This is a genomic window from Bacillus sp. PK6-16, assembly GCF_056530295.1.
In genome coordinates this window covers 3591803-3612152 of sequence record NZ_CP096511.1, presented here as the reverse complement: position 1 = coordinate 3612152, position 20350 = coordinate 3591803, and the positions used below count along the sequence as shown (strand labels likewise).

The 20350-nt window shown below is 33.6% G+C and carries 22 protein-coding genes; 14 read left to right on the top strand and 8 right to left on the bottom strand.

The genetic code is table 11. The features are described 5' to 3' along the window. The first annotated feature begins 109 nt into the window (after window positions 1-109). Both M1D66_RS18375 and M1D66_RS18370 read left to right on the top strand, forming a co-directional pair. Window positions 110-676: a sigma-70 family RNA polymerase sigma factor gene (locus M1D66_RS18375; protein WP_048534371.1), complete on the top strand. Its 567-nt coding sequence runs from the start codon at window positions 110-112 to the stop codon at window positions 674-676. Further along, complete coding sequence (locus tag M1D66_RS18370) at window positions 673-1779, top strand: DUF4179 domain-containing protein (RefSeq protein WP_000653126.1); 1107 nt, start codon at window positions 673-675, stop codon at window positions 1777-1779. The genes M1D66_RS18375 and M1D66_RS18370 overlap by 4 nt, the downstream gene beginning before the upstream one ends. Window positions 1780-1819: 40 nt before the next feature. On the opposite strand, the gene M1D66_RS18365 is transcribed toward M1D66_RS18370, so the two are convergent. Continuing rightward, window positions 1820-2893, bottom strand: coding sequence for a WD40/YVTN/BNR-like repeat-containing protein (locus M1D66_RS18365; RefSeq protein ID WP_012593195.1), 1074 nt, complete (start codon window positions 2891-2893; stop codon window positions 1820-1822). Window positions 2894-3104: 211 nt separating this feature from the next. Here M1D66_RS18365 and M1D66_RS18360 point away from each other — a divergent pair, with 211 nt between their 5' ends. Further along, window positions 3105-4004, top strand: a complete 900-nt coding sequence (locus M1D66_RS18360; RefSeq protein WP_242554680.1) for a cation diffusion facilitator family transporter — start codon at window positions 3105-3107, stop codon at window positions 4002-4004. Between the two features lie 193 nt (window positions 4005-4197). Continuing rightward, window positions 4198-4368, top strand: a complete 171-nt coding sequence (gene fbpA, locus M1D66_RS18355) for a Fur-regulated basic protein FbpA (RefSeq protein WP_000098303.1) — start codon at window positions 4198-4200, stop codon at window positions 4366-4368. A gap of 56 nt (window positions 4369-4424) precedes the next feature. Here the strand turns inward: fbpA and M1D66_RS18350 are convergent, their stop codons facing one another. Both M1D66_RS18350 and M1D66_RS18345 read right to left on the bottom strand, forming a co-directional pair. Next, window positions 4425-5096 carry a GntR family transcriptional regulator gene (locus M1D66_RS18350; RefSeq protein WP_012593196.1) on the bottom strand — a complete coding sequence of 224 codons (672 nt, stop codon included), beginning with the start codon at window positions 5094-5096 and terminating at the stop codon, window positions 4425-4427. 16 nt (window positions 5097-5112) lie between these two features. Further along, window positions 5113-6078, bottom strand: a complete 966-nt coding sequence (locus M1D66_RS18345) for a DMT family transporter (protein WP_046392561.1) — start codon at window positions 6076-6078, stop codon at window positions 5113-5115. Window positions 6079-6217: 139 nt separating this feature from the next. Between M1D66_RS18345 and M1D66_RS18340 the strand changes: the two genes are divergently transcribed. After that, window positions 6218-6529 carry a DUF3784 domain-containing protein gene (locus M1D66_RS18340; RefSeq protein ID WP_006923259.1) on the top strand — a complete coding sequence of 104 codons (312 nt, stop codon included), beginning with the start codon at window positions 6218-6220 and terminating at the stop codon, window positions 6527-6529. Between the two features lie 35 nt (window positions 6530-6564). Here M1D66_RS18340 and M1D66_RS18335 read toward each other — a convergent pair whose 3' ends face one another. Next, entirely contained in the window at window positions 6565-7752 is a 1188-nt protein-coding gene (locus M1D66_RS18335; RefSeq protein ID WP_006923257.1) for a GTP-binding protein, read from the bottom strand. A gap of 168 nt (window positions 7753-7920) precedes the next feature. Here M1D66_RS18335 and M1D66_RS18330 point away from each other — a divergent pair, with 168 nt between their 5' ends. The 4 genes from M1D66_RS18330 (at window position 7921) to nhaC (ending at window position 12449) form a co-directional block, all read left to right on the top strand. Beyond that, window positions 7921-8913: a permease gene (locus M1D66_RS18330; RefSeq protein ID WP_242284993.1), complete on the top strand. Its 993-nt coding sequence runs from the start codon at window positions 7921-7923 to the stop codon at window positions 8911-8913. A gap of 13 nt (window positions 8914-8926) precedes the next feature. Beyond that, on the top strand, window positions 8927-9811 hold the full coding sequence (locus tag M1D66_RS18325) for a TIGR03943 family putative permease subunit (protein ID WP_025686973.1): 885 nt from the start codon (window positions 8927-8929) through the stop codon (window positions 9809-9811). 112 nt (window positions 9812-9923) lie between these two features. Further along, entirely contained in the window at window positions 9924-10583 is a 660-nt protein-coding gene (locus M1D66_RS18320) for a class I SAM-dependent methyltransferase (protein WP_046392564.1), read from the top strand. Between the two features lie 462 nt (window positions 10584-11045). Continuing rightward, on the top strand, window positions 11046-12449 hold the full coding sequence (gene nhaC, locus M1D66_RS18315) for a Na+/H+ antiporter NhaC (RefSeq protein ID WP_000843992.1): 1404 nt from the start codon (window positions 11046-11048) through the stop codon (window positions 12447-12449). 40 nt (window positions 12450-12489) lie between these two features. Here nhaC and M1D66_RS18310 read toward each other — a convergent pair whose 3' ends face one another. Both M1D66_RS18310 and M1D66_RS18305 read right to left on the bottom strand, forming a co-directional pair. Further along, the gene (locus tag M1D66_RS18310) at window positions 12490-12870 is read right to left on the bottom strand and encodes a MerR family transcriptional regulator (RefSeq protein WP_012593198.1); all 381 of its coding nucleotides are present in this window, start codon (window positions 12868-12870) and stop codon (window positions 12490-12492) included. 16 nt (window positions 12871-12886) lie between these two features. Continuing rightward, window positions 12887-13597, bottom strand: coding sequence for an SDR family NAD(P)-dependent oxidoreductase (locus M1D66_RS18305; RefSeq protein ID WP_000759545.1), 711 nt, complete (start codon window positions 13595-13597; stop codon window positions 12887-12889). Between the two features lie 191 nt (window positions 13598-13788). On the opposite strand from M1D66_RS18305, the gene fumC reads away from it, so the two are divergent. Next, window positions 13789-15177 (top strand): class II fumarate hydratase, encoded by a 1389-nt coding sequence (fumC, locus tag M1D66_RS18300; RefSeq protein ID WP_000456608.1) that lies wholly within the window; start codon window positions 13789-13791, stop codon window positions 15175-15177. Window positions 15178-15272: 95 nt separating this feature from the next. On the opposite strand, the gene M1D66_RS18295 is transcribed toward fumC, so the two are convergent. Further along, a complete protein-coding gene (locus tag M1D66_RS18295) occupies window positions 15273-15695 on the bottom strand; it encodes a PH domain-containing protein (protein WP_000669066.1) in 423 nt (140 codons plus the stop codon). A 163-nt stretch (window positions 15696-15858) separates the two neighbouring features. Between M1D66_RS18295 and M1D66_RS18290 the strand changes: the two genes are divergently transcribed. The 3 genes from M1D66_RS18290 to M1D66_RS18280 all read left to right on the top strand — a co-directional run bounded on the left by M1D66_RS18290 (window position 15859) and on the right by M1D66_RS18280 (window position 18709). Further along, a complete protein-coding gene (locus M1D66_RS18290) occupies window positions 15859-16026 on the top strand; it encodes a hypothetical protein (protein WP_000221433.1) in 168 nt (55 codons plus the stop codon). 411 nt (window positions 16027-16437) lie between these two features. Then, on the top strand, window positions 16438-17202 hold the full coding sequence (locus tag M1D66_RS18285; RefSeq protein WP_001280279.1) for a DUF2087 domain-containing protein: 765 nt from the start codon (window positions 16438-16440) through the stop codon (window positions 17200-17202). Between the two features lie 97 nt (window positions 17203-17299). After that, entirely contained in the window at window positions 17300-18709 is a 1410-nt protein-coding gene (locus tag M1D66_RS18280; RefSeq protein ID WP_000804129.1) for an MATE family efflux transporter, read from the top strand. Window positions 18710-18765: 56 nt separating this feature from the next. On the opposite strand, the gene M1D66_RS18275 is transcribed toward M1D66_RS18280, so the two are convergent. Further along, complete coding sequence (locus tag M1D66_RS18275) at window positions 18766-19464, bottom strand: peptidase E (RefSeq protein ID WP_000762111.1); 699 nt, start codon at window positions 19462-19464, stop codon at window positions 18766-18768. Between the two features lie 392 nt (window positions 19465-19856). Here M1D66_RS18275 and M1D66_RS18270 point away from each other — a divergent pair, with 392 nt between their 5' ends. Beyond that, the gene (locus tag M1D66_RS18270; protein WP_000347525.1) at window positions 19857-20255 is read left to right on the top strand and encodes a DUF3942 family protein; all 399 of its coding nucleotides are present in this window, start codon (window positions 19857-19859) and stop codon (window positions 20253-20255) included. Window positions 20256-20350: the final 95 nt, after the last annotated feature.

Genomic DNA, 20350 nt, shown 5'->3' with positions numbered 1-20350 from the left:
GGGAAAGTATTCCATTACATACAAAAAATAAAAAAGATGAGAGAAAAAATTTTCTCAGACGTTATATAGGGTGTAAAAGCTTTTACAAAACAATAAGGGGAATCGCTACATGAAATCAAATGAGAAAAATTTTATAAAAAGATTACAGCGGCAAAAAGAAGACGCGTTAGAATTTGTTGTCGATACATACTTACCACTCATAAAGGGGATCACGCATAAAGTTCTACTTCCCATTCAAAATGATGGACTCATAGAGGAATGTATAAACGATATATTTCTTTCCATTTGGAATAACGCAAATAAATTTCATGGAGAGCCGAGTGATTTTAAAAAGTGGATTGCAGCGATTGCAAAGTTTAAAGCAATTGATTATTACCGGAAATCTACTAAAACAGTAGAAATCATTTCAGATGAGCTTCATATCAGTACAGAAAAATCAGCAGAAGACGAATTAATCGTTATGGAAGATAGGGAAGAATTATTGAAGCTCATTAATCAATTAGAACCGCTAGATCAAAAGGTGTTCATTATGAAATATTTACTTGGTATGAAGACAGAGGAAATAGGTGACAAGTTAGGATTAACTCGGGCAGCAATTGATAATCGAGTGTACCGGGGGAAAAAGAAACTACAACAAAATGCTACGAATATTAGTTTTGGAGGTAGTGCAATATGAAAGACATTTATGAACTATTAAATGATATTGATATAGACGAAAAAGAACTAGAAGAAATTGAGGCTTCTGAAATTGAAAAGGAAAAAGTAAAACGAAATGTAAAACAATCGATACGTACGAAGAAAAAGATGAAAAGTTGGAAAAAAGGTGTCGCTGCTGCATCTATTTTAGTAGGATTATCAGTTGCAACTCTTGGTATCGGTTTTCCTACATATGCCGGGGGATTGCCAATTGTAGGGGACATATTCCGATTTTTAGATAATGGTAGAACAGGGTTATATGAAAATTATAAAGAGTTTTCGACTGAATTGAATATGACGAGAGAGAGTAATGGGGTTAAGGTTACCATTAATGATGCGGTGTTCGATGGTAGAACAATTACAATCACATATTCTATTGAGAGTGATAAAGATTTAGGGGAGAAGCCAAATATATTTGGGTATCCGCAGGTGATGGGGTTTAATGGCGGGGGAGGAAGCTCTCAAGTAACAAAAGTTGGAGAGAAAAAGTACGTAGGTATGACTACGATGAGTGGGAATAGTAGTAAAAGGTTAGATGTTGCAAATGTTTGGTGGGATATGGAAGAAATTGAGATGGATTATAAAGGTAATTCAATTAAGGGGAATTGGAATTTCGCACTTAGTTTAAAGGCAATGAATAGTAAGGAAATAAAGGTTAATGGGGTTTCTGAAAATGAATTAATAAAAGTAAATATAGACAAAATGGAAGTAAACCCGATGTCCTTTATCGTTTTTTACAATCAGGAAGAATCTAAGGCATTACGAAGTATATGGGATAGCGCTGATGTGGAATTAGAAATAAAAGATGATTTAGGAAATAAATATGCAGGTGAAGGAAATGGCGGAACTAGTACAGTAGCAGAACCGCATAAAAGTAGTTGGAGTGCTACATTCCAAAAACTAAACGAAAATGCAACAAAGCTTATCGTTACACCTCGTGTACACTTGCGAGTTCATACACCTGAAAATCATGGTGGAGTGGAGTATGTGAATGGAAAAGAGAAGAAAATAGAAGTGCCGAAAAAAGAAGCGAAGAGTAAAGATATTGTATTAGATGATATTGTCATTGATTTAAAGAAATAAAAGAGAGACTGCCTAAAATCATTTAGGCAGTCTTTTTTCGTTAAGAACTAGTAACGAGCAATGCATGCGGATGCTGCGTTTTATATTCATCTTTCCACGGAATGTTTAGTTGTTCCCACGATTCGCCGCTATCATTGGATTGAAAGACGCCATTGTTATTTAACGTGTAAAACGTATGTGGTTCTAACTTGTTTGTAGCAAACATCGAAATGACTGTACCGATTGCAGATGGTAGTCCTTGTTGTACTTGCTGGAACGGAGTATCTTTCGTTTTTCGATAAATATAAGATTCATAAGGGATACGATGATGAGCGAGATCAGCACTTGGCGCGGCAGAAACGAGAATCGTATCACAATCAGCTGGATCAATTGCCATGCTGTATAAATAATGATGTTCAAGTCCTTCACTACATGAGATCCAGCTGTTTCCATTGTTATAACTTTCAAGGTATGCACGATCAGGTCCGCCCATAAATCCGTCACCACATGATGCATAAAGGCGATTTGGTGCTTCAGGATGCATAAGTAATTGATGAGCATCGATAGGAGCACCGAATTTTTTATCAATCCATGTATGCCCTTTATCGTTACTTTGAATAACAGCACCAGCTTCGATTGAAACGTGTATTGTATTAGGGTTGTTTGGGTCAACTGTAATCCAGCGTACGTGATGGGTAAAAGGTCTAGGCGGAAATGCCCACGTATAAGAAGATAATAATGATTTCATATTTTTAAGTTCAGTCCACGTTTCACCACCATTTTCAGAGCGAAATAAAGCGCTTGGTTCTGTGCCGACATAAACGACACCATATCCGTTAACTTGTTCATTTGAGCTTATTGTTATGGAAGTGATAGAGGAGTGCAAAATACCATCTTCTTTAGGGAAATCAAAGTAACGATAAGAATCTCCAATTGGTCTCCATGAATCCCCACTATCGTCACTTAACCATAGACCTCGTCCAAATGTTCCGCAATATACACGATTCTTTTGAAATGGATCAACAGCAATACAGGTAGGTTGCATATTTTGTAAGTGATAGGAAGCTTCATAGTTACCGTAGCGTTCTTTTACAACAATAAGTTCACGTTCCATACAGAGAAATAGTCGTTTCAATTCCATAACCTCCTTCAAATTTCTTTCATTAGTAAACAATATGAAGCTGAAAAAGAAGTAGTCTTATTTTTTATTGAGAAAAAGGACTTGTTTGAAAAATAGCGAAATGTATAGATAGAGGAAGCGGACGTTTATGGGCGTTAATTCGGGATAAACACGGGGAGTTTGTTTCATACTAACATACAGATATTGTACTTAAAGGAGTATAAGTATGGGACATTCGCATGATCATGGTCATTCAAAAAATAAAAAGGCGTTACTAATTGCCTTCCTACTAACAACAAGTTTTATGATTGCAGAAGTTGTTGGTGGATTTGTAACAAATAGCTTAGCACTACTATCTGACGCGGGGCATATGCTAAGTGATGCAGTATCTTTAGCTTTAAGTTTACTTGCGTTTAAGCTCGGAGAAAAAATAGCAACAACTGTGAAAACATACGGGTATAAGCGGGTCGAAATGTTAGCAGCATTATGTAACGGTGTCGTTCTTATTGTCATTTCGGTATACATTTTTATTGAAGCAATCCGTCGTTTTAAAGAACCAGTTGAGATTGCTAGTAATGGGATGCTCATTATTGCAGTCCTTGGTCTGCTTATTAATATTTTATCAGCTTGGATATTAATGAGAGGCGGAGATGTGAAAGGTAATTTGAATTTAAGAAGTGCTTTCCTGCACGTACTAGGCGATCTATTGGGTTCCGTCGGAGCAATCATTGCTGCGTTACTTATTAAATTTTTCGGATGGACTGCTGCAGATGCGATTGCTAGTATTCTTGTGTCTATTTTAGTCATTATTAGTGGATGGCGTGTAACACGTGATACGGTTCATATATTAATGGAAGGTGCACCACAGCACATAAATGTTGAAGAGGTAAAAAGTACGTTATTAAATATTCCGATTGTCAAAGAAGTTCATGATTTGCACATATGGTCTGTCACATCAGATTTTCAAGTATTAACATGTCATCTTATTATTAAAGGGAATGAAACGCAAAGTGTATTAAAAGAGGCTACGTATGTATTAAAGGAGAAATTTCATGTAGAACATGTCACCATTCAAGTAGAAATAGATGGTGAATTTCATCACGATGAGACAACTTGCAAAGTATGAAAGAAAAAGGATAAGAAAAAGTGTCATAACATTTTTCGCACGGCATACATATATATAATGTGGCCACAAATACTTTGCAAGGTAAATATTTCATGAAATTACTTTACTTATAAAGAGTCATCTTTTATAATCAAAAGTGGTAATTGATAGAGATTATCATTTTCAATGATCGTAGAAAGGAGTTTTTTAAAAGATGAGTAGTCAACTCCGTTTTGCTGTTGAAAATCGTAAGAGGCATTTAATTGATGAGTTAATTGGGGCAGGTGTGTTTAAGATTCGCGACCGACAATTATACGAGCTGTCTTTAGAGGAATTGGAAAAAGAGTACGAAGATATGGAAGATTATGCAAATGTTCAGGCATAGCTATATAGATTAGTCAAAGGAGAGCTGGTTACGATTTTGTGTAACCAGCTCTCCTTTTATTTCGTAGAAATTATTTTTTGTATTTCTTTCATGGGACGGAGCCAGTTTTGGGTCATTATTTGTTCCATTTGTTTTTCGTCCTGCTTCTGTAATGCTTGAATGATAGAGTGATGTTCTTCAATAGATTGTCTTGCTGGAACAAAGTTTTGGAAAAACAAATATTCAAGACGTAAAACGTGAAGTTGCATATTTTCTAAAAAGGGTTCAATATATTGGTTTTTAGCAATAGAAGAAATTGTATTGTGGAATTGTATATCTAATTCTAAAGCTTGTTTTGCGTTTTTTTTCTCTATAGAGTGCTGAAAATGATCATTTATTTCAGAAAGTAGTTGAATATCAGCGTCTGTAATGTTGTGAAGAGCTTGCTTTCCTATAATAGAGTGAAGACCAGCCATCGTTTCATAAATGATAGATACGTCGTCTAACTTAATAGGAGCAATTTTCGTTTTTTGCCCTGGTACCATTTCCACTAATCCAGAAAGCTCTAATATTTGAAGTGCTTCTCTTACAGGTGTTCTGCTTACTCCTAGTGCCTCAGCCAATTCCCCATCATTAATTTTTTCATTGGGCTTCAGTACACCTTCAATAATCCAATTTTGTAGTTGATTTAAAACGAGTGATTTTGCTGAAATTCTTCCTGGTTTTTTATAATTTTGAGGGACAGGCATAGTGAATTCAATCCTTTCATTGTATATTTTCCTTTTTTGCATGAACAAGCTTTAATTTTTGTTTCCCTTCATCCGGCTTTTGGCTTAAGATGAGCACCATTACAATGACACAAAAAGCGCCTAATAACTGAAAAGATTGAAATGGCACGTGCAATATAAGTACAGAAGAAATAATAGCTGCGAGTGGTTCTGTGCAACCAAATAATGTTGTTTCTTTCGGAGTCAGGTATCGTATGCTGTCTAAGTATAAATAAAAGGCAATAAGTGTCCCGAAAATGACGACAAATGTGATGAGCGGTAGGGTACTTAGTTTTACATATTTCATAGTTGATAATAAAATGAATTCATTTGTAGTAATAAAGTGTAGAATCGTTACCCCAATACCCCCAATAATCATGCCCCATCCAACGATAACAGAGGAAGACCATCTTTCTAGTAATCCCTTTGAATATAGACTATAAAAAGCGAGAGATAATCCAGATAAAATCCCCCAAATAATAGCCGGTGTAGAAACAGCCAAGTTATGAATAGACCCGTTTGTTAGTAAGAGAAAAGTACCTACTAATGAAAGGGTAATTGAAATGAAATCAATTTTTGATGGACGAACGTTCCATTTGAAAAGTAAGTATACAGTGATGAATATAGGAGCTAAATATTGTAATAATGTTGCCACGGCAGCATTTCCTTCTTTAATTGAAGCGAAATACGTATACTGTACAGCAAGCATACCGAATAGACCAAACAAAATCATTTTAATAGCATCAGATTTTTGTTTCCAAATGCCAAATATCTCTTTTTTTCTCGTTCCGAATGAGGAAATAATGAGCAAAATAATTCCAGATATAAGTAAACGGATCGTAACTAACCATTCGGTTGAAACATTGTCATATTGAAAAAGTTGTTGTGCAGCTGTACCAGACAAGCCCCATAAACAAGCACCGATTATGACCATTATAATTCCTTTTAATCGATTTGAATCCATATGATCTAAAGTTCTCCTTTCTAAAAATACAAATTGAATACAATATGCAATATATCACAGAATGACTCGTTAATAAACTGAAATTTCTAATTTTATTTTTTTTTATGTATAGTAAAATATTGTAGAGGAGGGGGAGGATATGTTAGCTGGATTTTTAGTTTGTTTATTTGTTGGGTTACTTATCATTTTTTTAGGGTATCAAATACATGTGAAAAAGAGGTTATTTTTGTTAGCAGGATATCAAGAAGAAACGTTTGTTGGAGATAAAAATAAATTAGCGAAGCTTTCAGGAGCATTTTCTTATATAGTTGGAGTTGCTACTATAATATTACCGCTTGGCTTAGAAAAAATAGGGGGGGTAGTTGGTATCGTATATGCTATATTAATTGTTTTAGGTACAATTGTATTTATAATTAAAGCAAACCTATTAAATAAGAGTGCTATAAAGTAAAAAGGCTTCATTCTACTGAAGCCTTTTATTAATTGTTATGAAGTATAAGTAAAAGCCGGGATAGGATCAATAAATGTATTCCAGTTTTGTTTCATTTCTTTCTCTGTTAGTAGACAACTATCTAATGATTGTTCAATTAAAGAACGGTTCATATCAATTCCGATAAATACGAGTTCGGTTATTCGATCTCCATATTGTTTATCCCAGTTTTTCAATACTTCTGGTTCTTCTGTAATCATTTGATTTCTTTCAGTTTCAGGTAATGCCGCTATCCACTCACCGGCTCCTTGAATTGTAATAGAGGAACCTGCTTGAGATAGAAGCCCTATCATATTATTACGAGATGCCAGCCAGAAGAATCCTTTCGCTCTTACAACATCTAAAGGCCATTTTTCTAGCCAATTCATAAGGCGCTTGGGATGGAAAGGATATTTGCGACGGTAAACAAAGGAATTGATACCGTATTCTTCCGTTTCCGGTGTATGATGGTCACTATTTAATTCTTGTATCCAGCCGGCCGATTGACTGGCTTCTTCATAATTAAATAGATTTGTGTTTAAAATTTCTTGTAATGGTACTTTGCTAAACGAAGATTCAAGAACTTTTGCATTAGGATTTAATTTTTTTAGTAAATGATGAAGCTCTATCACATCTTCTTTTTCTAGCAAATCTATCTTATTAAGAATAATTACGTTTGCAAACTCAATTTGATCTATTAATAAATCAATAACTTCCCGGGTATCATTCTCATCGATTGCTTGTTTTCGGTCTAATAAACTTTCTCCATCTGCAAAATCATCCCAAAATCTATTTGCATCTACAACTGTAACCATCGTATCGAGGCGACAATTTTTCGTTAAATCAATGTTAAGAACTTCGTCTGTATAAGTAAACGTTTGAGCAACTGGAATAGGCTCACTTATACCAGAAGATTCAATAATAATATAGTCAATATCACCATTTTCCACAAGACGATTCACTTCTATCATTAAATCTTCTCGTAGTGTACAACAAATACAGCCATTTTGAATTTCTACTAGTTTTTCCTCCGTACGTGAAAAACCACCCTTTTTTATAAGAGATGCATCAATGTTTACTTCGCTCATATCATTAACGATAACAGCTACTTTTAAGTTATTCTTATTAGTCAAAATGTGATGTAGTAAGGTAGTTTTTCCAGATCCTAAAAAACCACTTAATACAGTGATAGGTACTTTTTTCATGAAATGATCTCTCCTTTAAATCGTAATGATTACGTTTTATATTAAACGATGGGAAAAGAAAAATCAATAATAAATCATAATGATTACGATTTAAGAATAGAAATAGACTATAAAATTTGTGCTGTAGTATGAAGCATTTGGACAAGCACATGTTTACATATAAATAAAATGGAGGCGGGAAGCTTGGTCTTTAATAGAGTTTCAAAAGAAGTAGTAGGCATAGCTCTTATCGCTATGTTTCTCTTTTTATTATTTTTTGTAGATTTTACAAGTCTAGTAAATTTGCATAAAAATATGCCGCAGGAATGGTTGAATGTGAATACGGTATTTTTAAGTATCATTTTTGAAGCAATACCTTTTATTTTATTAGGGGTCATTGTTTCTTCATGTATTCAAGTGTTTGTGACGGAAGATATGATTCAAAAAGTAATGCCGAAATCTCCAATTGTTGCAATGATTCCAGCAGTATTTGTGGGAGTTCTTTTTCCAATGTGTGAATGTGTCATTATACCAATTGTAAGAAGGCTCATTCAAAAGGGGTTACCACTTCATGTAGGCATTGTTATTTTAATGAGTGCACCCATTATGAATCCAGTTGTTCTTTTATCTACTGTATATGCGTTTCCAAAAAATGATTACGTTGTATATGCACGCTTTGGGATAACAATTCTAGTTGCTCTATTTATAGGTCTAATTGTGTATTATTGCTATCGCGAAAGAAATATTTTAAAAGACGTAGAGGTTTCAGTTCAAACAAGCAAAAAAAAGAGTTGGAAAGATGTTATGAATCACATTGTAGATGAGTTTTTTGATACTGGTAAGTATTTATTGATTGGTGCTTTTTTAGCAAGTGTATTTCAAACGTTTTTTGATCGGAATATACTGGATGCAGTAGCACATAACGAAGTAATTGCCCCCTTTATTATGATGGGATTTGGTTATGTTTTATCAATTTGCTCTGCAGCCGATGCTTTTATAGCGGCATCTTTTGGACATGTTTTCTCGGTAAAGGCACTTCTTGCATTTCTTGTGTTTGGGCCTATGCTTGATATGAAAAATACGTTAATGCTATTTGCGTATTTTCAAAAGAGATTTGTATTCTTTTTGATGGGAATTGTCATTGTATCTGTGTATACCATCCTGCAAATCATAATGTTATAGGAGGTGAGAAAGAATGGGGAACGAGGAGCAGAAGGCATATCATTGCTATATTCGTGGCATTATTTTAATTGGTTTAGCAATGCTCTTATTTAAACTACTTGTAACAGGGAATATTTATAATTTTATTGCTCCAAAAATGATCAAATTTACGTATATAGCTTTTGTAGTAATTTTAATTTTTGGTATTGTACAAGTTTGGGGAGATGGAAGAGAAAAACAGCATGATTGTAATTGTTGTAAACATCATACAACATCAAAATCAGGGATAAAAAGTTTCTTTGTATATGTTTTATTTGTTGTTCCGATAGTTAGTGCTTTTCTCTTTGGAAGTGTAACAATTGATGGAAGTTTAGCAGGAAAAAGGGGTATGAATCAAAGTGTACAGGCGAGAAGTCTGGAAAGGAACGAAAAAGAGGGGAAACAGGTTAAGTTTGATGGGCGAGAAGTATCAGTTGATCCAGAAGAAACATCAAATTTAGCAACGACTTATAAAACGGAAGAGCAAGTAGTAAAAAGTATGTTAGGACAGCGTAAACTACAAGTAAAGGATAAGGATTATGTTCAAACAATGAATGTAATTGGTCAAAATGTCAATTGGTTTAAAGGGAAAGAAATTACATTCTTAGGGTTTATATATAAGGATAAAGATGTGACGGGTAATAAAGCAGTAGTGGCTCGATATGGTATAACTTGTTGTATTGCGGATGCATCAGTCTGGGGGATGATTGTTACCGGGAAAAATGTTGAAAAAATTCCAGAAGAAACATGGGTGAAAATAACAGGATTATTAGATGAAACGACATATAAAGGAACAGTCTTTCCACTTGTAAAAGTAAACAAAATCGAGAAAATTAATAAGCCAACTGACCCATATGTATATGATGCTTTACCTCAATAGAAAAGAATAAATTCTTCATATTTTCATGAAATAGAATCATAATCATGGCAATAAAAAAATAAAGATAAGAGTAATTTGGTTTGTTAAAAATATGTGCAGAAGGAGTTATGCGATGAACTGGGTTACTCATAAACCATCATTTGAATTTGAAACATTTAGTCCTATTATTCGGTCACAATCTGCGTGGAGTGGACATTTAGATTTTGCATATGACTTAGTACGATTTGAAAAACCAGAAACTTTAGTTGAGTTAGGTACACATCTAGGTGCTTCTTTCTTCAGTTTTTGTCAAGGAGTAAAAGATGGAGGGTTATCGACTAAATGCTTTGCAGTAGATACTTGGGCTGGAGATGGGCATACAGGTCCATATGGAGAAGGGGTTTTTCAAATAGTAGAAAAAGTAGTGAGCGATAACTACCTTAATATAGGAAATTTAATTCGATCTACTTTTGATGATGCTGTAGACCGGTTTCAAGATGAAACGATAAATCTGTTGCATATTGATGGCTATCATACGTATGAAGCTGTTTCTCACGATTATAATACATGGCTACCGAAAGTCGCGAAAAACGGTATTGTATTATTTCATGATATTGAAGTTAGAAGTGGTGATTTCGGCGTGTATAAGTTTTGGGATGAGGTAAAAGCGAAGTGCCCTCATTTTCAATTTGCGCATTCATATGGACTGGGAGTGTTATTTCCGAAGGGTTGTAGTGATAAGTTTGAGGAAATAATTAAAAATAAAGAAGAAATACAAAATATGTATAAATAAAGATAGGGCACACATCATTTTAAGGATGTGTGCCCTATCTTTATGTGGAAAATAATGGTGTTAATTAAAAAGTGAAGATAGTTGTAAAAAGTTTTGTTGCAACAAATATTAAAAAAGTTAGTATGGGATTGTACCTTGTAAATAAAGTGAAGCTTTAATATGTTCATATCGATTCGGAATTTTACAGTAGTTAATTTCTTACCCAAGTGCTTTGCACTTACTGAATTTTAAGGCGGAGGTCTTATTGGCCGAAAATATCGGGATAAATAAAAATACAACATTTTTTATATTTTTCATTGCGAAAAACGTAATCTACTTTTACAATAGAAAGGGTTGTGAATATATTATACTGGAAAAATAAATCGAAATAATATGAAAATTTTGTTTTGTCTTCGCTAATTGTATATTACATACATGTAAGACGACATACGTCATGTTATCGACTTGTAAGGAGAGAAAAAAATGAAAAGTGTAAGATTACCATCGATGCTAGAAATCATAGTTCTTTTATTACTATTTCTTGCTGTTGTCTTTTCCTTCCAAACGATTTTTGATCTCCCAATTCAATTAGCGCTATTTATTTCATGGTTTTTAGTAATTGCGCTTGGATTAAGATTAGGATTTCGTTATCAAGAATTGCAAGATGCAATTACGAAAGGGATTTCTAACGGATTAGAAGCGATACTGATTTTAGTTGCAGTAGGTGCTTTAATTGGAACATGGATTGCTGGTGGGGTAGTACCAACATTAATCTATTATGGATTAGAATTTATTCACCCTAGCATATTCCTATTAGCAACATTAATTATTTGTTCTATAACTTCTATCGCAACAGGAACGTCTTGGGGAACAGTGGGAACAGCAGGTATTGCTATGATGGCGATTGGTGAAGGACTTGGTTTACCACTTCCGCTTGTTGCTGGTGCAGTTCTTTCAGGAGCTTATTTCGGCGACAAATTATCACCACTTTCTGATAGCACAGTTCTTGCAGCTTCTATGGCGAAAGTAGATGTTATTGCTCACGTTCGAGCTATGCTCGTATTAGATGTTCCAGCTTATATTATTACTAGTATTATGTTTACTGTAGCTGGTTGGATGTATGGCGGCGATAATGTAGATTTGAATCGAGTAGAATTTTTAAAAGAAGCTTTATTAAAGCAATTTGATATTAAAATATGGATGCTTGTTCCGGCGGTCATTGTTATCGTTCTATTAGCGATGAAGAAACCGTCTATGCCAACAATTGCAATGGGAGCTTTAATTGGTGCAATTTGGGCAACTCTTTTCCAAGGGATGAACTTTGGAGAGGCGATTGGAACAGCTTATAACGGATTCTCAATTCAATCTGGTGTTGAGTTTGTTGACAAGTTATTAAACCGTGGTGGAATTAACGGCATGCTTGGCTCAGTAGCCGTTATTATTTTCGGTTTAGGATTTGGTGGATTACTTGAAAAACTAGGTGTTTTAAAAGTAATCGTATCAAAATTTGAGAAGAAATTAAATTCTGCAGGTAATGTAACATTGTCTACATTAATCGTGGCATTCTTAGCTAATATATTTGGTTGTGCGATGTATGTATCACTAATTTTAACACCAAAAATTATGGAAGATAGCTATGATAAATTAAAAATAGACCGTCGTGTATTAGCGCGTAACTCAGAAGTAGGTGGAACGTTAACTTCAGGTATGGTTCCATGGTCTGATAATGGTATTTTTATGGCTGGTATTTTAGGTGTAGCAACGTTCTCATACGTTCCGTTTATGTGGTTAAGCTTCGTATCGTTAATTTTAGCAGTTATTTACGGATATACAGGCAAATTCATCTGGTATGTAGATGATGCAGATAAAGGAAAGCAAGCATCATAAAATAAAAATCACCTTCTACAATATGTAGAAGGTGATTTTTTTATTTTTTAATAGCATTTGCTGAAGTTATTTCATTCTCATATTTAGCAATTTTTTGTTGTATCTTTTTTAAGTTTTTTTCGGTGTCTTGCATGAGCTGTAAGACATTGGTCTCCTGTTGTTTCATTAATTCTAACCTTTGAAGGATGGTAGATTCTCCTTCCATAGACCAGTCGATAAATTGTTTTATTTTTTGAATTGGCATACTGGTGTTTTTTAAACACAAAATCATTTCTAAATATTTCAGTGCTTCTTCATCAAAAACTCGATCTCCTTTTTCGTTTCTTTGCAGAAAAGGAAACAGTCCTTGTTTATCGTAATAACGTATTTGAGAAATAGTTAAATGTTGCATTTTGGCGACTTGCCCAATTGTATAATACATATCATTCATCCTTTTATTACCAAGGTATAATGCCATCTTTGTTAAGTATTTTACCATTATAGTTTGTTTCACTTAATGCATATTTAATAATAATTTTAGCACTTTCAGTGGTTGTATGGCCACCGGGGGAATTTCCATTAAGATCCGTAGTTGTAAAACCAGGAGTTACCCCAAATACTTCGGGACCGTTAGTGGAAAATTCTTTACTAAAAGCTAATGTTAAAGCATTAATAGCTGTTTTGGAAGAATTATATCCTAGTGTATTAATTGGATGTGTTTCACCATTAGCAAACATTGTTAGTGAGGCCATGTCAGTTGTTACATTTATTATTTTACTGTTGCTTGAATTCTTTAATAATGGTAAAAAGGCTTGCATCATTTGGAAAGTTCCAAAAAAATTAACTTCAAATCCTTGGCGTAAAGTTTCAATATTTAATTCACTAGGTAGTGTATTGAAGTCTAGCGCTATGCCTGCGTTATTAATTAATAAATGTAAGTGGTCAGTCATTTCGTAAATTTTCTTTATTGCTTCTTGAATGGATTGTGAATTTGAAATATCTACTTGAATATAGGAAACGTTTGAAACATTTAAAGATTCTACTGCTTGTTGTCCAAGTTGTTCATTACGAGCACCTAAAAATACGTGATAATCTTTTTCTGCTAATTGACGAACAAGTTCATATCCAATTCCTTTATTTGCACCTGTTATAAAAGCATATTTTTTCATATTGAATTCCTCCAGTAGTGTTATAGTAGGTTACAATGGAAAGGATACAGCCTAAACTTAAGTTTAGGTCAAGAGGAATTTTTAAAAATAAATATAGAATATCTATATATAAGAGTGAGAATTCTTATCATTTAAGAGAAAGTCTGTTATTATAAGAGATGTAGGTATTATATTTTCAAGGGGATGAAAACATGGAGTACAGAATTGAAAGAGATACATTAGGAGAAATAAAAGTTCCAGCTGATAAATTATGGGCAGCACAAACACAACGTAGTAAAGAAAACTTTCCAATTGGAACAGAGCAAATGCCACTTGAAATTGTAAAAGCATTTGCAATTTTAAAGAAGAGTGCAGCGCTTAGCAATCAAAAATTAGGAAAGCTATCAGAAGAAAAAGCAGAAGCAATTGTAGAAGCTGCGGATGAAGTGATTGCAGGGAAATGGAATGAACATTTTCCGCTTGTCGTATGGCAAACAGGTAGTGGTACACAGTCAAACATGAATGTGAATGAAGTAATTGCAAATCGTGGGAATCAAATTTTGAAAGAGAAGGGATCTGACGTACATATTCATCCGAATGATGATGTGAACATGTCACAAAGTTCAAATGATACATTTCCAACGGCGCTTCATGTAGCTTGTGTAATCGCAGTAGAAAATCACGTATTACCAGCAATTACGAAATTAAAAGAAACTTTAGCAGAAAAAGTAACTGCATTTGAACATATTATAAAAATTGGTCGTACACATTTACAAGATGCAACGCCGTTAACTTTAGGGCAAGAAATTAGCGGATGGCACCGTATGCTTGAAAAAACAGAGCGTATGATTGCAGAGAGCAATACATATATGAAAGAGTTAGCAATTGGTGGAACTGCGGTTGGAACAGGTATCAATGCTCATCCTAAATTTGGTGAGATGGTATCAGAGGAAATTAGTCAATTTACAGGTAAACAATTTGTTTCTGCACCAAATAAGTTCCATGCATTAACGAGCCATGATGAAGTTGTATATACTCACGGTGCATTAAAAGCATTAGCTGCGGATTTAATGAAAATCGCTAACGATGTACGTTGGCTTGCAAGTGGTCCACGTAGTGGTCTTGGAGAAATTATTATTCCAGCAAATGAACCGGGAAGCTCTATTATGCCAGGGAAAGTAAATCCAACGCAAAGTGAAGCATTAACGATGGTTGTAGCGCAAGTGATGGGGAATGATGCAACAATCGGATTTGCTGCGAGCCAAGGTAACTTTGAGTTAAATGTATTTAAACCTGTTATTGCTTATAACTTCTTACAATCAGCTCACTTATTAGCGGATGCAATTGTTTCTTTTAATGACAATTGTGCAGTTGGTATTGAAGCAGATGAAGAAGTAATTAATGAAAATGTGAATCGTTCACTAATGCTTGTAACAGCGCTAAACCCACATATCGGATATGAAAATGCAGCGAAAATTGCGAAGCATGCTCATAAAGAAGGGTTAACTTTAAAAGAAGCAGCATTGCAATCTGGGCTACTAACAGAAGAGCAATTTGATGAAATTGTAGATCCGAAGAAAATGATTGCTCCAAAAGAGTAATAGAGAAAGCCAAGGTTCTTAGTATAGAATCTTGGCTTTTTTGATGTTCATTTTTATGTTTCATCTACTTGCAATACTACAAGCTTCAAAATATATTATTTGTTAGCAGGCGTATTCATTACTTTCATCTGTGGGCAGTTCTCTTTTAAGAGTGAAATGAATTTTTCTTCTTCTAGTGGTACGAAAGTGGTCACTGAGTCAAATAAATTGTAATGGATTTCTAATTGTTGTCTAGTCCATTTTTTTGAATGAAGTTTTTTACCAGAGTATTTAACGTGACGAATATCTTCAAATGGAATTTCAGTATGAAAAATGAAACCGTGTTTTACAACAAGAGATGATTCCGTTATGTTGTAGTGAGAGAAATAGAATGAAGAAAGATTCACGATGTTTAATAGCATCATGAGGGTGAAAAAAATAGAATTTTCATTTTGGAAGAATAGCGAAATGAAAAAAATAATTATAAATAATGTAATGAAAATGACGTGGAATGGATTTTTTTTCGCTTTAAACTTCAAGTTAGTCACCTCAGTATACTTGTCCTTTAACTAAATTAAATCATAACATTGTGATAAAACGTGTGAATATGCAGAATTGCATATTCATACATTTTATTATTCATGTAAAATTTCTTGATGGGATAAATTCAAAAGAAGTTTTGTAATAGTGGAGTGGCATAAAGTGACTTACAAGAATAGAAAGATAGCGTTAGTCATAATTAGTTGTATGATGATTATGAGTAGTTGTGCTAATAAATTTGTTGAAGATAGAAATCGAAAGCATACATTTGTACAAGCAAGTAAGGTTTTAGTAGAGACTGTAAATAGAATATATAAAGTGAAACGTTAATCAGTGGGAGGCTTACTGCCCGGTAAATAGCGGAATAAAAAGTAAAAGGTGTTTTCTTATACGGAAACATCTTTTTTGTAGTTAAAATTGAATACTGAAGTTTTGGAATGAGTGAATACCGGTTTCATATTCACTAATCGCATATGTATTCTGTGCAATTTACTTAACGGTAAACCATAGGTCTTGAAGAATATTCATGTTCTATTTTACATCCTATAAAATGAATTTGTCTAAACATATTCGCTTTTCGTTGTATTAAATCCTTTCGATAGATGTTTTTATAAAAGTTTATAAAATGGGCAAACGAAACGTTGAAATGTTTGTTTGTGTTGTGATAAGATGATGAAGTGATAATAAACGATATAGTGATTTGTTTGGTTTTTAAATAAACATTTTGAAGGAGTGTTTAGTATGAGCGATATTTCAGAGAAGTTTTGGGATGCGTCAATAGAGGAATTAAAGAAAGGGTATGTGTTTGATGAAGAAAAAGAGGGGTACATTTGCTTAGCTTGTGGTGAAACATTTATTAAAGGTGTTATTTATCAAGATAATCAAGTTTTGTATGAAGCAGAGAAGTTCGTCCAATTGCATATTCAAAATGAGCATACGTCTATGTTTGATTATTTGCTAAATATGGATAAGAAATTTACTGGATTAACGGATTTACAAAAGAAAATGGTTCAGTTTTTCTATACGGGACTGAATGATAAAGAAATTGTAAAAGAGTTGGATGGCGGGAGTACATCAACAATTCGTAATCATCGATTTACACTGCGAGAGAAAATGAAGCAAGCAAAAGTATTTTTAGCGCTAATGGAATTATCAGAAGAAAAATCAAAAGTACAAACGAAATTTGTGCCAATTCATAGAACAGCAACGATGGTGGATGATCGATACAATATTACGGAAGAAGAAAATAATGAAGTATTAAAAGCTCATTTTCCAGAAGGATTGGATGGACCTCTCTCTAAATTTCCGAAGAAACAAAAGCGTAAATTAATTATATTGCGCCATTTAGTGAAGAAGTTTGATAGTAATAAAAAGTATACTGAAAAAGAAGTAAATACAGTGATAGAAAATGTATACCCTGATTTTGTAACTTTAAGAAGATATTTAATCGAATATGGATTTTTAGATCGAACAGCCGATGGAAGTCAATATTGGGTGAAGTTATAATCATACGAAAAGAAAATGAATAGAAGCACAGTATTATAACAACTATACAAAGAGATAGAGATTGAAAATAGATTTTTAATAAAAGGAGAAATGACATTTGAAACCACCTGCAGATAACAATAAAGAAGGTGCGGAGTCACATAAGTTGGAAAGTGAGAGTAAACCGATTTGGAAATCGATGTCGATGTTTTTAGTACCGTTATTATTAAGTAATGTACTACAATCGGTTGGACAATTATTTGGTATGGTAGTAGTAGGAAGATGGCTTGGAGTTAATGATTTAGCGGCTATATCAGCATTCTTCCCATTATTTTTCTTGCTCGTTTCATTTGTAATTGGTATAGGTTCAGGAAGCTCTATTTTAATTGGTCAGGCGTTTGGTGCTAAAAACGAAGATCGTTTAAAAGCTATCGTTGGTACGACGCTGACATTTACCTTTATTATTGGAGTTGTGTTGGCGATAATAGGCAGTATTTTTGCGATGGATATTATGCGTCTAATGGGAACGCCAGAAAATATCATTGAAATAAGTGTACATTATGCACGGATTTTATTTATATCGATGCCAGTATTATTTTTATATTTCGCATATACAACATTTATGAGAGGTACAGGAGATTCTAAAACGCCATTTTACTTTTTAATTGTAAGTACAGGGCTAAATATGATTTTATTACCAGTTCTTATTTTTGGATGGTTAGGGGCTCCGAAATTAGATGTGTATGGAGCAGCCTATGCCTCTGTTATATCTACAGTTATTACGTTTATTGTCATGCTTGTGTATTTAAAGAAGAAAAATCACCCATTACAACTAGATGGAACGGTTAGAAAATACCTTCGAATGGATGGGGAGTTATTAAAGCTATTACTAAGGCTCGGTATTCCAGCGAGTATTAATATGATATTAGTTTCATTATCTGAAATTGCCGTAATCGCATTTGTAAATCGTTACGGTTCGGATGCAACAGCTGCTTACGGCGTTGTGAATCAAGTTGCAAGTTATGTACAAATGCCAGCAGTTAGCCTTGGTATTACAGTTTCTATTTTTGCGGCACAATCGATTGGTGCGAATCAATTTGATAGATTGCAAAAAGTTGTGAAGGCCGGAATTATTATGAACTACGTCATCGGTGGTGTGTTAATATCTCTTATTTACTTATTCTCAAGAGACATTTTATCACTATTTTTAACGAGTCAAACTACAATTGAAATTGCTCATAGCTTAGTTATGATTACGTTATGGAGTTATTTAATTTTCGGTCATGCACAAATTATTAGTGCGACAATGCGAGCGAGCGGTACAGTACTTTGGCCAACTGTTATTGGAGTTGTTTCAATTTGGCTTGTAGAAGTACCCGTAGCATATTATCTTTCTTACCATACAAGTCTTGGAATAGAAGGCATTTGGATCGGGTATCCAGCAGCATTTATTGTCAGCTTACTATTGCAGTATGCATATTATAAGCTTTCATGGCAAAAGAAACGAATTACACGATTAGTTAGTTAAATAGAAAAATGTCCCTAAGTTATTAGACTTAGGGACATTTTTTCGTAAGTGCAGGTTTACAAATAGCTTTTTAAAGTTATATCAAAATGTTGTCTAATGAGTGTTTTATCACTCATATAAAACTCCCATGCTTTTTCCGATTCACCGATAATCTCAAAGGATTCCTCTGTAATATATAAAGCGCAATTATCCTCCAGTGCAATTCCTTCTATATTCCCTTGATGATTTTGTAAAAAGGAATGGAAGGCGTTCATTCTGTTTAATTGATTATAATGTGGACAGAATCTTTTATTAACAATTCCCCAACCGTTACTCTCTATATAACCAGAACCCTCATAATCTGATCGGATACTAGACGTGAACCAACACATAGCACCAGCGCTATAACCAGCAATAAGTGTTCCTTGTTGCAGAGCCAATAATAATTTTTCATCGAGTCTATGTTCTTTCCATTGCGTAAGCATGTGAATATAGTTCCCGCCACCTAGATAAATTAAATCGGCTGAATGAATCATCTCGTCTATTTCATACTTAGAAGGTGAATCTGTTGTAATGCGTAAAATTTGTACTTCACAATGTAATTGTTTTTCAAACGTGTCTAAAAATAATTTTATATAGCTTTCATCATCATGACTAGCCGTTGGAATAAACAATATTTTTGGGTACTGTTTATTTGTTAATTCTATAAGGCGTTCATTAATAGGCAAGTGATTTGAATCTTGTAAATCACCGCCACCAATGACAGCTAATTTCATAGTAAAGCACCACCTAATTATTTTTGTTATATAAAAATTCGATAGAAGAGAGTTACATTCCTTCCGTAATGTAATCAATAATTAGAAAATGTAGCTTAAGTATATCGGAATAGTAAAGAAACTACTGACTATATATACCAATGCATTAGAAACCATACATTGATATATAATATTTCATACTAATGTTTCAAAATATGGAAAAAATATGTTTAAATAGATATAATGACGCATTGATTCATATTGAATTTATACTTATATTTTAAAAGGGTATCGGAAATAATAGCGATTTTTTAAAACAGTTTTTACTTTTAATAGGAAGTTGTATTACAATATGTTAAAATTATTTCAATATATTTATTTAATATGAAATACAAAGAAGGAGCGTGAAAAAAGTGGATTTTCGATTTGAATTTACAACAAAGCTGAAAGAATATTTAGACGATGAGAAGGATGAAAAAATAATAAAAGATGGACACAGAGATGTAATTTTTCACTATTTATATGCGTTAGAGACTGAAATTGGCGTTGTTAAAAATCCTAATTTTACTTTTTTTGCATCAGGAAGACGTTCACATATAGTGTTAGAAAACGTTGAATTTAAAACAGAAGTAAATGTAAAAAGTAATATAATTGAAATTACAAAAATAGTGGATAATGTAGCTATTCCGTTAGATACTATCGTAGCGAAAGATCGGGAATTATTTGCACTTGGACGTAATGAGAAGTTTAGTGTACAAATATTAGAGCAGTATCTTTTTGATACATTTGGAGAAAAATTAGGTTTAAAATGAATGGAATAGCCTATGTATTTATGGGTAGTTAATTTTCATATATATCATTTACGTTTGACCTTTCATTTAATTTATACTACAATTCGTAGTGTGAA